The sequence below is a fragment of the Kitasatospora sp. NPDC096128 genome (assembly GCF_040303105.1).
Lineage (GTDB): Bacteria > Actinomycetota > Actinomycetes > Streptomycetales > Streptomycetaceae > Kitasatospora.
The window spans coordinates 121,277-135,154 of sequence record NZ_JBEOSP010000015.1 but is presented as its reverse complement, the minus strand read 5'-3'; the positions used below and the strand labels follow the sequence as shown (position 1 = coordinate 135,154).

General features: G+C 73.3%; 11 protein-coding genes. 5 read left to right on the top strand and 6 right to left on the bottom strand.

Annotation, left to right across the window (positions count from 1 at the left end; genetic code table 11):
* Positions 1–8: 8 nt before the first annotated feature.
* The 3 genes from ABTY61_RS18785 to ABTY61_RS18775 form a co-directional block, all read right to left on the bottom strand.
* Positions 9–731 carry an ABC transporter permease gene (locus tag ABTY61_RS18785; RefSeq protein WP_350506116.1) on the bottom strand — a complete coding sequence of 241 codons (723 nt, stop codon included), beginning with the start codon at positions 729–731 and terminating at the stop codon, positions 9–11.
* Positions 728–1,678 carry an ABC transporter ATP-binding protein gene (locus ABTY61_RS18780; RefSeq protein WP_350506115.1) on the bottom strand — a complete coding sequence of 317 codons (951 nt, stop codon included), beginning with the start codon at positions 1,676–1,678 and terminating at the stop codon, positions 728–730. Before ABTY61_RS18780 ends, ABTY61_RS18785 begins: the two co-directional genes overlap by 4 nt.
* A 149-nt stretch (positions 1,679–1,827) precedes the next feature.
* Positions 1,828–3,981 carry a S9 family peptidase gene (locus tag ABTY61_RS18775; protein WP_350506114.1) on the bottom strand — a complete coding sequence of 718 codons (2,154 nt, stop codon included), beginning with the start codon at positions 3,979–3,981 and terminating at the stop codon, positions 1,828–1,830.
* 312 nt (positions 3,982–4,293) lie between these two features.
* Between ABTY61_RS18775 and ABTY61_RS18770 the strand changes: the two genes are divergently transcribed.
* The 5 genes from ABTY61_RS18770 to ABTY61_RS18750 all read left to right on the top strand — a co-directional run bounded on the left by ABTY61_RS18770 (position 4,294) and on the right by ABTY61_RS18750 (position 10,495).
* Positions 4,294–4,488: a DUF2304 family protein gene (locus tag ABTY61_RS18770; RefSeq protein ID WP_030062563.1), complete on the top strand. Its 195-nt coding sequence runs from the start codon at positions 4,294–4,296 to the stop codon at positions 4,486–4,488.
* A 31-nt stretch (positions 4,489–4,519) separates the two neighbouring features.
* Positions 4,520–5,470: an N-acetyl-1-D-myo-inositol-2-amino-2-deoxy-alpha-D-glucopyranoside deacetylase gene (gene mshB / locus ABTY61_RS18765; protein WP_350506113.1), complete on the top strand. Its 951-nt coding sequence runs from the start codon at positions 4,520–4,522 to the stop codon at positions 5,468–5,470.
* Entirely contained in the window at positions 5,467–5,925 is a 459-nt protein-coding gene (locus tag ABTY61_RS18760; RefSeq protein WP_350506112.1) for a DUF6113 family protein, read from the top strand. The genes mshB and ABTY61_RS18760 overlap by 4 nt, the downstream gene beginning before the upstream one ends.
* A 239-nt stretch (positions 5,926–6,164) precedes the next feature.
* On the top strand, positions 6,165–8,558 hold the full coding sequence (locus tag ABTY61_RS18755) for a peptidoglycan binding domain-containing protein (protein WP_350506111.1): 2,394 nt from the start codon (positions 6,165–6,167) through the stop codon (positions 8,556–8,558).
* Between the two features lie 215 nt (positions 8,559–8,773).
* Positions 8,774–10,495 (top strand): ABC transporter family substrate-binding protein, encoded by a 1,722-nt coding sequence (locus tag ABTY61_RS18750; RefSeq protein ID WP_350506110.1) that lies wholly within the window; start codon positions 8,774–8,776, stop codon positions 10,493–10,495.
* Between the two features lie 9 nt (positions 10,496–10,504).
* On the opposite strand, the gene ABTY61_RS18745 is transcribed toward ABTY61_RS18750, so the two are convergent.
* From ABTY61_RS18745 to ABTY61_RS18735, 3 genes are all read right to left on the bottom strand, one after another.
* Positions 10,505–11,554, bottom strand: coding sequence for an ABC transporter ATP-binding protein (locus ABTY61_RS18745; protein ID WP_350506109.1), 1,050 nt, complete (start codon positions 11,552–11,554; stop codon positions 10,505–10,507).
* Between the two features lie 154 nt (positions 11,555–11,708).
* Positions 11,709–12,794: an ABC transporter ATP-binding protein gene (locus ABTY61_RS18740; RefSeq protein ID WP_350506177.1), complete on the bottom strand. Its 1,086-nt coding sequence runs from the start codon at positions 12,792–12,794 to the stop codon at positions 11,709–11,711.
* 25 nt (positions 12,795–12,819) lie between these two features.
* The gene (locus ABTY61_RS18735; protein WP_350506108.1) at positions 12,820–13,872 is read right to left on the bottom strand and encodes an ABC transporter ATP-binding protein; all 1,053 of its coding nucleotides are present in this window, start codon (positions 13,870–13,872) and stop codon (positions 12,820–12,822) included.
* Positions 13,873–13,878 lie beyond the last annotated feature (6 nt).

Sequence of the window (13,878 nt, the reverse complement as noted above, 5' to 3'; positions counted from 1 at the left end):
GTCGATCATCATGCCTGGCGGGTGTCACGGCGGTACAGCACCGCTGCACCGGCCGCGAACACCGCGAAGAAGGCGGCCAGTCCGGCGACCGCGGCCAGGTCCAGGGACTGCCCGGGCTGGGTGAAGGTGGCCAGCTTGTTGTACAGGAACACCGGGTTGAACCGGGCGAACTTCTCCAGCGAGCCGCTCACCGGGAACCAGGTGCCGCCGAGCAGCGCCATCGCCATGTAGGTGATCATCACGATCGGCTGCACCGCGTCCGGCGCCGCCGCGTAGCCCAGCGCCACCCCCAGCGCGGCGAACACGAAGCTGCCCAGCCAGAGCGCGGCCACCAGCCCGATCCACTGCGGCCCGCTCAGCGAGACGCCCTGGGCCGCCCCGACCGCGAAGACCACCAGGATCGCCGGCAGCGTGGTCACCGCGGTCGCCGCGATCTTGCCGACGGTGTACGCCCGGCCCGGCAGGGCGGTCAGCCGCAGCTGGCGCGTCCAGCCGCTCTTGCGCTCCAGCGAGATCCGCTGCGCGCTGCCGGTGAGCACCGCGCCGACCGCGCCGAAGGTGGCCATGGACACCATGAAGTAGGTCTTCACGGGCAGGCCGCCGGCCTGGTTGCCGGAGCCGTAGGCGTTGATGAAGAAGACGTACATCAGCGCCGGGTAGAGGACGGTGAAAAACAGGTAGCGCCGGTTGCGGAGGGTCCGCAGGATCTCCAGCTTGATCAGGGTGGTCATCGCACGCTCTCCTTCTCGGCGTCGGCCCGGCGGTCCAGCTCGCCCGTGATGGTCAGGAAGGCCTGCTCCAGGCCGACCCCGGTGACCTCCAGCCCGCGCGGGTACAGGCCCGCCCGGTAGATCCCCGCGACGCCGGCGTCGGCGTCCGCGGTCCGGATCCGCACCGTCCGCACCCCGGGGACGCGCGCGGTGACGTCCAGCGACTGCACGCCCGGCAGGGAGCGCAGCACGGCCTCGTCGAACTCGCCGTCCACATCGTGGAGTTCGAAGGCGATCCGGCGGGCCCCGGCGCGCGCCTTGATCTCCGCGGAGCTGCCGTCGGCGATCAGCCGGCCCCGGTGCAGCACCAGGACCCGGTCGGCGATCGAGTCCGCCTCCTCCAGGTAGTGGGTGGCGAACAGCACCGTGCGCCCGGCGTCGGCCTGCGCGCGGATGCTCGCCCAGAACGCCTGCCGGACGCTGACGTCCATTCCGGTGGTGGGCTCGTCCAGCACGATCAGGTCGCTGTTGCCCGCGATCGCCAGGGCGAAGCGGACCCGCTGCTCCTGGCCGCCGGACAGCTTGTCGACCCGGCGCTCGGCGATCTCCTCGATCCCGGCGTCGGTCAGCACCCCCGTGACCGACCGGCCGCGCGGGTGGACCTTGCAGGCGAGCTCGACCAGCTCGCGGACCTTGACGTCGGTCATCAGCCCGCCGCTCTGCAGCATCGCGCCGACCCGGCCGTCCGCGATCGCCGCCCGCGGGGTGCCGCCGAACAGCGTGACGGTGCCCCGGTCGGGTTCGCGCAGGCCGAGCAGCAGGTCCAGGCTGGTGGACTTCCCGGCGCCGTTCGGGCCGAGCAGGGCGACGGTCTCGCCCGGCCGCAGCACGAGGTCCAGCCCCTCCACGGCGCGCACCCGCCCGTAGCTCTTGCCGACGCCGCGGAAGGCGGCCACCTCGGTAACCATCGCCCGGCTCCTCTCCTGGTGGTGTCCCGTGCGGAGCTGTCCGCACCACCTCAGGGTCCCGCCCGGGCCGGGGGCGGCGGCAGTGTCGGCCGTCGTGCCTTCGGTATGACGGATGTCATGCCGCAGGCACGACGGCCCACCCGGAGGGCCTACAGGCCCAGCGAGCGCTTCACGAAGTCGACCTGGAGCAGCAGCAGGTTCTCCGCGACCTCCTCCTGCGGGGTCATGTGGGTGACGCCCGACAGCGGCAGCACGGTGTGCGGACGCCCGGCGGCGAGCAGGGCCGAGGAGAGCCGCAGGGTGTGGGCGGCCACCACGTTGTCGTCGGCGAGGCCGTGGATGATCATCAGCGGGCGCTCGAGACCGGCCGCGTACTTGTTCAGCGAGTTGGCCTCGTACACCTCGGGCCGCTCGGCCGGGTGGCCCAGGTAGCGCTCGGTGTAGTGGGTGTCGTACAGCTCCCAGTCGGTCACCGGCGCCCCGGCGACCCCCACGTGGAACACGTCGGGGCGGCGCAGCACGGCGAGCGCGGCGAGGTAGCCGCCGTACGACCAGCCGCGGATCGCGACCCGGTCGAGGTCCAGCGGGAACTCGTCGGCGAGTGCCCGCAGGGCCTCCACCTGGTCGTCCAGGGTGGCGCCGGCGAAGTCGAAGGCGATCGACTTCTCCCAGGCCGGTCCGCGCCCGGGGGTGCCGCGCCCGTCCGCGACGACCACCGCGAAGCCCTGGTCGGCGAACCACTGCGAGTTGAGGTGCGGGTTGTGCGCCTGGACGACGCGCTGGCCGTGCGGGCCGCCGTACGGGTCCATCAGGACGGGCAGCAGGCCGTCGCGCTCGCGGTCGTAGCCGGTGGGCAGGAAGACGGCGGCCGGGATGCGGCGCTGGCCGGCGAAGCGGAACACCGGGCGGGCGGTGATGACCGGGGTCTCGGCGTACGAGGCGACGGTGGCGACGTCGTCGACCACCACGCCCTCCGGCAGGTCGCGGGCGACCTGCACCAGCGTGCCGGGCAGGTCGGGCTCGGCGGTGGCCCGGACGGTGATCCCGCCGGCGTGCACCGCGCTGGTGACGGAGGTGAACGGGCGGCCGTTGGCGGACTCCCAGGCCAGGTCCTTGCCGTCGTGGCTGATCCGGCCGACGGCGATCCAGCCGGGCTCGGGGTCGGTCTCCCCGACGCCGCCGGAGGCGCTGAAGAACACCTCCCGCGCGGTGACCGCGACCACCGACCGGACGTGCAGGTCGGCCCCGGTGACGGCCCGGTCGCCGACCACCAGCGCCCGCACCCCGCCGTGGTCGGAGATCCGGACCAGCTTGCCGTCCGGGGTCCAGGCCGGCACGCCCGGGAAGGCCTCCAGCCAGGCGTCGTCGCGCTCCTCGAACAGCACCTCGGTGGCGCCGGTGGTCACGTCCAGGCCGAGGATCCGCTGGGCGCGCTGGTCGCGGGACTGGACGAGCAGCAGCGGCACGCCGCCCTCGGACCAGTGCACCCGGGCCAGGTACGGGAAGGCCTCGTGGTCCCAGGCCACCTCGGTGCGTCCGCCGTGCAGGTCGAGCACCCAGAGCCCGACCTGGGCGTTGGCGGTGCCGGCCGCCGGGTAGGCGACCTCGGCGGGCTCGCGGTCCGGGTTGGCCGGGTCGGCGATCCACCAGCGGCGCACCGGGCTGTCGTCGGCGCGCTCGGCCAGCAGCCGCTCGCCGTCCGGGGACCACCAGAAGCCGCGGTCGCGGTCGATCTCCTCCTGGGCGATGAACTCGGCCTGGCCCCAGGTGACGTTCGGGCCGTCCGGCTCGGCGAGCGCCCGGTCGCCGCCGCCGTCGGTACGGGTCAGCCGCAGTTCACCGGCGGTGTTGGCGTAGGCGACGTGGGCGCCGTCCGGGGACAGCCGCGGGTCCAGCAGCGGTCCCACGGCGGGCAGTTCCGCGGTGCCGCCGGCGGCCAGGTCGGCGGTGAACAGGCGGCCGGACAGCGCGAAGGCGGCCCGGGCGCCGGCGGCGTCCAGGGCGTAGCCGACGATGCCGGCCGAGCCCTCCCGGCTGCGCTCGCGGCGCGCCTTCTCGGCCGGCGAGAGGTCCTCCTCGCCGCCGCCGAGCAGCACGGCCGGGTCGGCGGCGATCCGCTCCTCGCCGGTGGCGGTGTCGAGGGTCCAGAGCAGGTTGGCCCGGTCGCTGCCCGAACGGGAGCGGAGGAAGACGACCCGCGAGCCGTCCGGCACGACGGAGAAGGAGCGGGGGGCGCCGACGGTGTAGCGCTGGGTCCGCGCGTACTGCCGGGGAAAGGTGTCCGCAGGGGTGTGGGAGGTCATGGCACCAGACCCTACGACGGCCGGCTCCCACTGCCGGGTGACTGACGGTCACTCGTTCGGAGCATCACCCGCGAGTATGCCCAAAGGGCCCCATACCCCCTCCGACCGGCCCATGCGCCCCACGAGTGCCCCGATACCCCGGCGCGCGCGGACTCACTGAATGTAATGCTCCCCTTACCCATCGGGTATGACTGATCAGGACGAGTGATCGTCGGGCCCCGTCCCGGGCCCCGGTCACCCGGCCCCGGTTCCCGTACGGTCCCACCGCCGCCCTCCCCAAGGGCCGGCACCCGAGAAGGGGTATGAGCCCACATGGCCATGAACATCTCCGCAGCCGTGCTGATGCTCGTCATCGTGGTGGTGCTGATCCGCCGCTCCGGTCTCAAGCTGGCGCACGCCATCGTCTGCGCGCTGCTCGGCTTCTACCTGGCCTCCAGCTCGATCGCGCCGTCGATCAGCCAGGTCACCAGCAACCTCGCCGGAATGATCAACGGCCTGAAGCTCTGACCCCGCAGCCGCGGTCGTTAGGCTTCCTCCCATGACCGCGACTACCGGCCGCCGCCTCCTCCTGGTGCACGCCCATCCCGACGACGAGTCGATCGGCAACGGCGCCACCATGGCCAGGTACGCCGCCGAGGGCGCCCGGGTGACGCTGGTGACCTGCACCCTCGGCGAGGGCGGCGAGGTGATCCCGCCCGGGCTCGCCCACCTGACGGCCGATCGGGACGACACCCTCGGCGCCCACCGGATCGGCGAGCTGACCGGGGCCATGCGCGCCCTCGGCGTCACGGACTTCCGCTTCCTCGGCGGGCCGGGGCGCTACCGCGACTCCGGGATGATGGGCGTGCCCGAGAACGACGCCCCCGGCTGCTTCTGGCGGGCGGACGTGGACGAGGCGGCGGACCACCTGGTCGCCGTGGTCCGCGAGGTGCGGCCGCAGGTGCTGGTCACGTACGACGAGAACGGCGGCTACGGGCACCCGGACCACATCCAGGCGCACCGGGTCGCGATGCGCGCGTACGAGCTGGCCGCCGACCCGGCGCACCGCCCCGAGCTGGGCGCCGCCTGGCGGATCGCCAAGGTGTACTGGAACCGGATGCCCCGCACGGTGCTCGACGCCGGGCTCGCCGCGACCGCCGCCGAGGCGGCGTTCCCGGGCGTCGCCCGGCCCGCCGACGTCCCCGGGGTGGTGGCCGACGAGGTGGTCACCACCGTGCTGGACGGCACCGGGTACGCCGCGGCCAAGGCCGCGGCGCTGACCGCGCACGCCACCCAGATCACCGTGGCCGGCGCCTCCTTCGCGCTCTCCAACCACCTCGGCCAGCCGCTGTTCGCCACCGAGTACTACCAGTTGGTGCGCGGCCAGGCCGGACCGGAACGGCCCGAGCGCGACCTCTTCGCGGGCCTCGACACCGACGCCGCGGGCCCGGCGACCGACCCGACGGGCCGGGCAGCCGACCCGATCCCGAGCGAGGGGACCGCCCGATGACCGCGCCCGCCGCCAAGCCGAAGAGCCGCTCGATCGCGGTGGCCGCCCTCGGCACCCGCGAGGAGCGGCTGGCCGAGCCCCAACCCCCGCGCGCCGCCCGGATCGCGGCTTATGTCCTGTTCTTCCTGCTGGGCATCGCGGTGTCGGTGTGCGGATCCTTTGTGCAGGCCCTGTGGCCGCCCGTGGGAGTTCTGCTGGCGCTCGCCGCCACCGCCGCGACCTTCTACGCCGGACTGCGGGTCACCGGCACCCGGCTGGGCGCCGCACTGCCCGCGGGCGGCTGGTTCCTGGCGATGCTGCTGATGATGGTGCCGCGACCGGAGGGCGACAACGTGCTGTGGTCCAACGCCACATCGCTGGCCTGGCTGTTCGTCGGCTCGATCCTGGGCGTGATCTGCGCCACCCTGCCCACCCGCACCAGCTGGTTCCCGGGCGTGCCCAACCCCCCTCGCTGAACCGGGCGGACGGCCGCGTACGGTAGCGCGCACAACGCGCAGTCAGGACCACTCCGCCGTACTCTCATACCGGAGGAACCGGACGTATCAGGATCTGTCCGAAGCCGTTCACCGCTCAGTTCTTCCCAGTATGGTGGTCCCGCAGTACGTCGTACCCGACCGCCGTTTGCCCCAGGCCCGGCGACCACGAACCGCGGTCGCGCCGCACGGCCCGCCCGCGAACCCGGAGCAGAGCAGCATTGAGCAGCCGCGAATCTGACAACGCCAACCCGACGCCCCGGCGCACGGGCCCGGACGCCTACCCGTCGGGCACGCCGCCCTACGGCACCCCGGCGGGCCCCGGTGGCGACCGGGCCGCGGTCGGCGCCGACACCGGGTCGGGCGGCGAGGACGACGGCCCGAAGACCGAGACCACCCTGACCACCCGGGTGCGGATCAACATCCCCGGCTCGCGCCCGATCCCGCCGGTCGTGGTCCGCAGCACCGTCAGGAACGAGACCGCCCGCGGCGAGGACGGCCCGGCCGACCCGGCGCCGTCCGCCGAGCCCGGCGGCCCGCGGCACCGCTCCGCGCCCGCCTCGCCCGTCCTCGGCGTGATGGACGGCGGCGCCGGCTCGGCCACCCCGCCGAACCTGCCGCCGGAGTGGCAGATCCCGCCGATCCCGCCGGCGACCTCGGAGGCCGAGTCCACCGGTGCGTGGTTCCGGCCGCGGCAGAAGAAGGCCCCGGCCGCCGAGCCCGCCCCGGCCACCGTGTCGGTCGGCGCCCCGAGCGCACCGGAGTCCCCGGTCGCGCCCGGCACCGCCGCCGAGGCCCGTCCGCAGGCCGCCCCGAACGGCGCCCGCCCGGCTCCGGCCGCCGGTGCCGCGCGGCCGAACGGCCGTCCGCTGCCCGCCCAGGGCAAGGCCCCGCAGCAGGGCGCCGCACCCACCCCGGCCGCCCCCGCCTCGCCGTACGGCGCCGGGGCCCCGGACGGGGAGCCCGGGGTGTACGAGGCCGCCGACCCGTTCGCGCCGGTCAGCGACCCGTTCGCGCCGACCGGACCCGAGGCCGGTGCGCCCGGCCGACGCGACCAGCGCGGCCCGCGCGGCGGCCGTCCGCAGCAGTCGGCGCCGCAGCAGGGCGGGCTGCCGCAGCGCAACCCCCAGCAGAGCGGGCCGCAGCAGGGCGGGCTGCCGCAGGGCGGCTTCCGGCCGGCCGAGCCCAACCCGGAGGACACCTCCGTGGACGGCTTCGCGCCGATCCGCGAGCACGCCCAGCCCCCGGCCGCCATACCCGGCCTGGACCGCGGCGGCGCCCCGCACGGCGCCGACGGCCGCCCGCAGCCGGGCCTGTTCGCCTCGGCCCCGACCGGCACCGACCCGTTCGCCACCCAGCGCCCGGCCGCCCCCGGCCAGGACCCCTTCGCCACCCCGGCGGGCCCGGGCGGGCTCTTCCCGGGCGCGCCCCAGCCGGCCCCGCAGCCCGTCCCGGGCGGCCCCCGGAAGGCCCGCCGCGACCCCGAGGCCACCGAGGTCACCCCGCTGCCGGCCGCTGGCCCCCAGGCCGCGCCGGGCGACCCCGGTTCCGCCGCCCCGTTCCTCCCCGGCGCCGTCCCCGGGCCCGCTCCCTCGGCCGGCCCCGCGCCCGCCAAGGACAAGCCCGCGCCGGCCGCTCCGGCCAAGGCGAAGGCCAAGCGCGGCGGCGCCAGGAAGCTGGTCAAGCTCGGCGTCTACGCCGTCGGCGGGGTGTTCTTCCTCGGCGCGGCCGCGTACGGCACCGGCCTGATGCTCAACCAGTCCGACATCCCCAAGGGCACCGTGGTGCTCGGCACGGACATCGGCGGCAACGGCCGCGACCAGGCGATCCACGCACTGGACGCCTCGGTCGGCAAGGCCGGGCAGCAGCCGCTCAAGCTCAAGATCGGCGACCAGAGCCTCGATCTCGACCCGACGGTCGCCGGGCTGAGCTTCGACACCACGGCCACCGTGGACGGCCTGTCCGCGCACAGCTACAACCCGGTCGACGTGATCAAGTCGATCCAGGGCGGCAGCAAGGCCGTCGCCCCGGAGGTCCGGGTCGACCGCGCCAAGCTCAAGGCCGCGCTGGACTCGCTGGCGGCCGGCTCGGGCCAGGGCCTGCAGGAGGGCTACGTCAAGTTCGCCGACAACGGCGACCCGGTCGTGGTCCCCGGCAAGGCCGGCCAGGCGGTGGACACCAACGCCGCGCTGGACGTGATCGAGCAGGCCTACCGCGACCGCGCCGCCGGCAAGCCCGACCAGCCGATCGCCCTGGCCGTCACGGCCGCCCAGCCCAAGGTCTCCACCCAGGCTCTCCAGGCCGCCGCGGACAGCCTCGGCAAGCAGGTGACCAACGGGAAGATCCACCTCGCGGCCGGTGCCAAGTCCTGGGACTTCGGCCCGAAGACCGCCGCCAAGGCGCTCACCCTGGTCCCGGACGCCTCCGGCAAGATCACGCCCAAGTGGGACCTCGACGCGCTGAACTCGCAGCTCAACGGCGCGTTCGACAAGGTGAAGGCCAAGAAGAACGGCCAGACCGCCGCGATCACCCCGCAGGACGTCGCGGACGCCGTCACCTCGCTGTTCGACAAGACCGGCGACAAGGACCGCACCTTCAAGTTCACCGTCGCCTGACGCCTGAGACGCCGGACGCCGGACGCCTGCCGTCCGGCGCCGAACCCCGGACGGCAACGCCGTCCGGGGCCGTCCGCCGACGAACCGGGCGCGCACGAGGGGCGGGGTCGCCGCATCGCACGGATGCGGCGGCCCCGCCCCTCGACAACTCCCCCTCCCGGTCAGCAAGATGTGACGCCACACCATCCGTCACAGTCACCCCGGGAGCCACGCCGATGGGCCGCCGCCGCCTCCAGCACCACCGGACGGCGCTGCTCGCCGGTCTCACCGTCCTGACGCTCTCCCTCGCGCTCTGCTCCTGCTCCTCCGGGCAGGACGCCCCCGCCCCGGACGCCCTGCCGGGCGCCACCGGGATACCCAAGCTGACCTCGGTCGACATCAACGCCCACGACCGCGCCCAGCTGCGCCAGGGCGGCACCCTGAACCTGGCGATCACCCAGTTCTCCCACCAGTGGTCGCCGATCCAGACCGACGGCAGCGAGTCCTCGACCATCGCGGTCAGCAAGCCGCTGCTGCCGACCTTCTTCCGCTCGGACGCGGCCGGCACCCAGACCGTCAATCCGGCCTACCTCCAGGAGGCCCACGCCGAGGTCAGGGACGGCCACCAGGTGGTCACCTGGACGCTCAACCCCAAGGCCCACTGGTCCGACGGCACCCCGATCACCTGGCGCGACATCGAGGCCGACTGGCACGCCCTGAACGGCAAGGACCCGGCCTACCGGCCCTCCAGCACCTCCGGATTCGAGCTGGTCACCTCGGTCGAGCGGGGCAAGGACGACTTCCAGGCCGTGATGACCTTCGACCGGCCGTTCTCCGAGTGGCAGTCGATGTTCAACGGCGCCGCCAACGCCCCGCTGCTGCCCGCGAGCAAGGTCGCCACCCCGGACCTGTTCAACTCGGCCTATCTGGACGCCATCCCGCTCACCGCCGGCCCCTTCAAGGTCGAACGGCTGGACCCCGCCGCACAGACCGTCACCCTGGTCGCCGACCCGGCCTGGTGGGGCGACAAGCCGATGCTCGACCGGATCGTCTTCCACGCCCTGCTGCCCGACGCGACCCGCGCCGCCTTCGCCAAGGGCGAGATCGACCTCCTCAACAGCGGCCCGGACCTGGCCGGCTACCAGGTCATCAAGAGCACCAAGGGCGCCGCCGTGCGCCGGGCCGGCGGACCGGACTTCCGGCAGCTCACCCTGAACGCCCGCAGCTCCCTGCTCTCCGACGCGACCGTCCGCCAGGCCGTCTTCCAGGCGATCAACCGGGACGCCCTGATCCGCTCCGACCTCAACGGCCTGGACTGGCCCGCCGTCCCGCTCAACAACCACCTGCTGGTCGCCAACCAGAACGGCTACCGCGACAACTCCCTCGGCCTGTCCCGCTTCGACCCGGCCGAGGCCGCCCGCAAGCTGGACGCGGCGGGCTGGAAGCTCGACGGCGACGTGCGCAAGAAGGACGGCCACGAGCTGAACCTGCGGATGGTCGTGCCCGCCGGGGTCGACGTGGCCCAGAACGAGACGACCTCCGTGTCGAAGATGCTCAAGGACGTCGGCATCAAGGTCACCCCGGTGACCGCCACCCCCAGCGAATTCTTCACCAAGTACGTCTACCGCCACGACTTCGACCTCGCCGTCTACGCGCTGATCGGCACCCCGTTCCCGGCCAGCGGCAGCCGCGCCACCTTCGTCCAGAACAGCGCCGCCAACCGCTCCGGTGCGGGCAGCTCCGCGGTGGACGCCGCGCTCGACCAGGCGGCCGCCGCGGCCGACGCCGGCACCGCCTCCGAGGCGATCAACCAGGCCGACGGCGAGCTCTGGAAGGTGGCCGGGATCCTGCCGCTCTACCAGCGCCCCCAGCTGTACGGCGCCCGCGGCGACCTCGCCAACATCGGCGCCCAGGGCCTGTCCGACATCGTCTGGGAGAACGTCGGCTTCACCAAGTAGCGGCCCGGCTCAGCCGTGCAGGATCTCCCGCCAGTAGTGGCAGGCGCTGCGGCGGCCCGGCAGCTCGGCCCCGTCCTCGTCCGCCACCGGTACCAGCGCCGGGAGTTCGGTCAGGCAGCGGTCCTGCACCCGGTCGCAGCGGGGGTTGAACGCACAGCCCTCCGGGATGCGCAGCAGGCTGGGCGGTAGGCCCTTGATGGCGTGCAGGTCCTGGCCCTTCTGGTCCAGCCGCGGGATGGAGGCCAGCAGGCCCCGGGTGTACGGGTGGGCCGGGCGCGCGTACAGCTCGTGCACGGGGGCGCTCTCGACGATCCGACCCGCGTACATCACCGCGATCTTGTCCGCGACGTCGGCGACCACGCCGAGGTCGTGGGTGATCAGGATCAGGCCCATGTTGAACTCGGCCTGGAGCTCGGCCAGCAGATCCATCACCTGGGCCTGGACGGTGACGTCCAGGGCGGTGGTGGGCTCGTCGGCGATGATCAGGTCGGGCTCCATGGAGAGCGCCATGGCGATCATGATGCGCTGGCGCATGCCGCCGGAGAACTGGTGCGGGTAGTCGCCGACCCGCTGCTTGGCGGCGGGGATGCGCACCCGGTCCATCAGCTCGACGGCCTTGGTCTTCGCCTCGGCCCGCGAGAGCCCCTGGTGCGCCCGGAACATCTCGCCGAGCTGGTAGCCCACGCTGAGCACCGGGTTGAGGGCGGACAGCGCGTCCTGGAAGATCATCGCGATCTGCCGGCCCCGGACCGTCCGACGGTGCCTGGGGCTCATGGTCAGCAGGTCCTCGCCCCGGAACAGGATCCGCCCCGAGGTGATCCGGCCGGGCGGCACGTCCAGGATGCCCATGATCGCCTGCGCCGTCACCGACTTGCCGGAGCCGGACTCGCCCAGCACCGCCAGCGTCTCCCCCGCCGCGACCGAGTAGCTCACCCCGTTGACGGCCTTGGCGACGCCGTCCTGGGTGTGGAACTCGATGTGCAGGTCCTCGACCTCCAGCAACGGGGTCCCGGGCACCAGGTTCTCCCGTCCGCCGCCGACCACCTCGACCGCATCCATCCGGGCAGCCCTCCTCAGCGCAGCCGCGACCATCGACAGGCGCAGTGCAACTATCAAGGAACTGGCCGCACTTGGGGAGTGCGCGGCAGATCTCGGTTCCATCACGGCGAAGGGCGCGCCCTCGGTGCGAGGACGCGCCCTGGGGTGCGCGGGGTCAGTCCGTACCCTGCTCAGGCTCGCGCTCCGCCGCGCCCCGCCCGATCTCGCGCTCCGCCGCGAAGTGACACGCCGAGTCGTGCACCGCCGCCCCCTCCAGCCAGGTCGGCGCGGCCAGCAGCGGCACCTCCACCGCGCACCGCTCCTGCGCCTTCCAGCAGCGGGTGCGGAACCGGCACCCCGAGGGCGGGTTGGCCGGCGAGGGCACGTCCCCGGTGAGCACGATCCGGTCCCGGGTCTCGCGCGCCGTCGGGTCCGGGACCGGCACCGCGGAGAGCAGCGCCTGGGTGTACGGGTGGGTCGCGTGGTCGTAGATCTCCAGGTCGCTGCCGATCTCGACCATCTTGCCCAGGTACATCACCCCCACCCGGTCCGAGATGTGCCGGACGATGGAGAGGTCGTGGGCGATGAACATGTACGACAGGTTGAACTCGCCCTGCAGCTGCTCCAGCAGGTTGATCACCTGCGCCTGGACGGAGACGTCCAGCGCGGAGACCGGCTCGTCGCAGATGATGATCTCCGGCTTGAGCGCCAACCCCCGTGCGATGCCGATGCGCTGGCGCTGGCCACCGGAGAACTGGTGCGGGTACCGGTTGATGTACTCCGGGTTGAGCCCGACCACGTCCAGCAGGTCCTGGACGGCCTTGCGGCGGTCGCCTCTGGGCGCCACCTCGGGGTGGATCTCGTACGGCTCACCGATGATGTCGCCGACCGTCATGCGCGGGTTGAGCGAGGTGTACGGGTCCTGGAACACCATCTGGATGTTGCGCCGGACGGCCTTCAGGGCCGCACCGGACAACCGGGAGATCTCCTCCCCCTTGTACCGGACCGAGCCCCCAGTGGCCGGCTCCAGGTTCATCAGCACCTTGGCCAGCGTGGACTTCCCGCAGCCGGACTCGCCGACGATGCCGAGCGTCTCGCCCTGCATCAGGTCGAAGCTGACCCCGTCGACCGCCTTGACCGCACCGACCTGCTTCCTGAACAGCACACCCTGGGTCAGCGGGAAGTGCTTGACCAGGTCCTTGACCTCCAGGATCGGCTCGCCGCGCGGCACCTCCTGTGCGAAGGCGACCTCCTCCGGCATCGCCGCGCCCAGTGCGCCGGCCCCGTCAGCGGTCATGGAGGGTCTCCTTCCAGAAGAAGCAGGCGCTGCCGCGCCCCTCCTGCGGCGTCCCGTCCTCCTCGGTGACGGGGAACAGCTCCGGCACCTCGGCCCGGCAGACGTCCTGCGCCCGGGGGCAGCGCGGGTTGAAGGCGCAGCCCGGGGGGATCCGCAGCAGATTGGGCGGCAGGCCCTTGATGGCGTAGAGCTCCTGGCCCTTCTGGTCCAGCCGGGGGATGGAGTCCAGCAGGCCCCGGGTGTACGGGTGCGCGGGGCGCGCGTACAGGTCGTGGACCGGGGCCGTCTCGACGATCCGGCCGGCGTACATCACGGCGATCTTGTCCGCGACGTCGGCGACCACGCCGAGGTCGTGGGTGATCAGGATCAGACCCATGTGGAACTCGGCCTGGAGCTCGGCCAACAGGTCCATCACCTGGGCCTGCACGGTGACGTCCAGGGCGGTGGTGGGCTCGTCCGCGATGATCAGGTCCGGCTCCAGCGCCAGCGCCATCGCGATCATGATGCGCTGGCGCATGCCGCCCGAGAACTGGTGCGGGTAGTCGTTCACCCGGTCCTTGGCCGCCGGGATGCGCACCCGGTCCATCAGCTCGACGGCCTTGGCCTTCGCCTCCTTGCGGGAGGCGCCCCGGTGGGCCCGGAACATCTCGCTGAGCTGGAAGCCCACCGACAGCACCGGGTTGAGGGAGGACAGCGCGTCCTGGAAGATCATCGCGATCCGCCCACCGCGGATCCGGCGCCGCTCCTCCTTGCCCATCTTCAGCATGTCCTGGCCCCGGAAGCGGATCTCGCCGCGCGGGATCCGGGCCGGCGGCATGTCCAGGATGCCCATGATCGCCTGGGCGGTCACCGACTTGCCGGAGCCGGACTCGCCCAGCACGGCCAGCGTCTCGCCGGCCGAGACGGAGTAGTTGACCCCGTTCACGGCCTTGGCGACGCCGTCCCTGGTGACGAACTCGACGTGCAGGTCCCGCACGTCGAGCAGCGGCCCCTCGTACGGTGCCCCACGCTCGCGCTCGGTGGTCTGCGCCGCTGTACCCACGGTGTG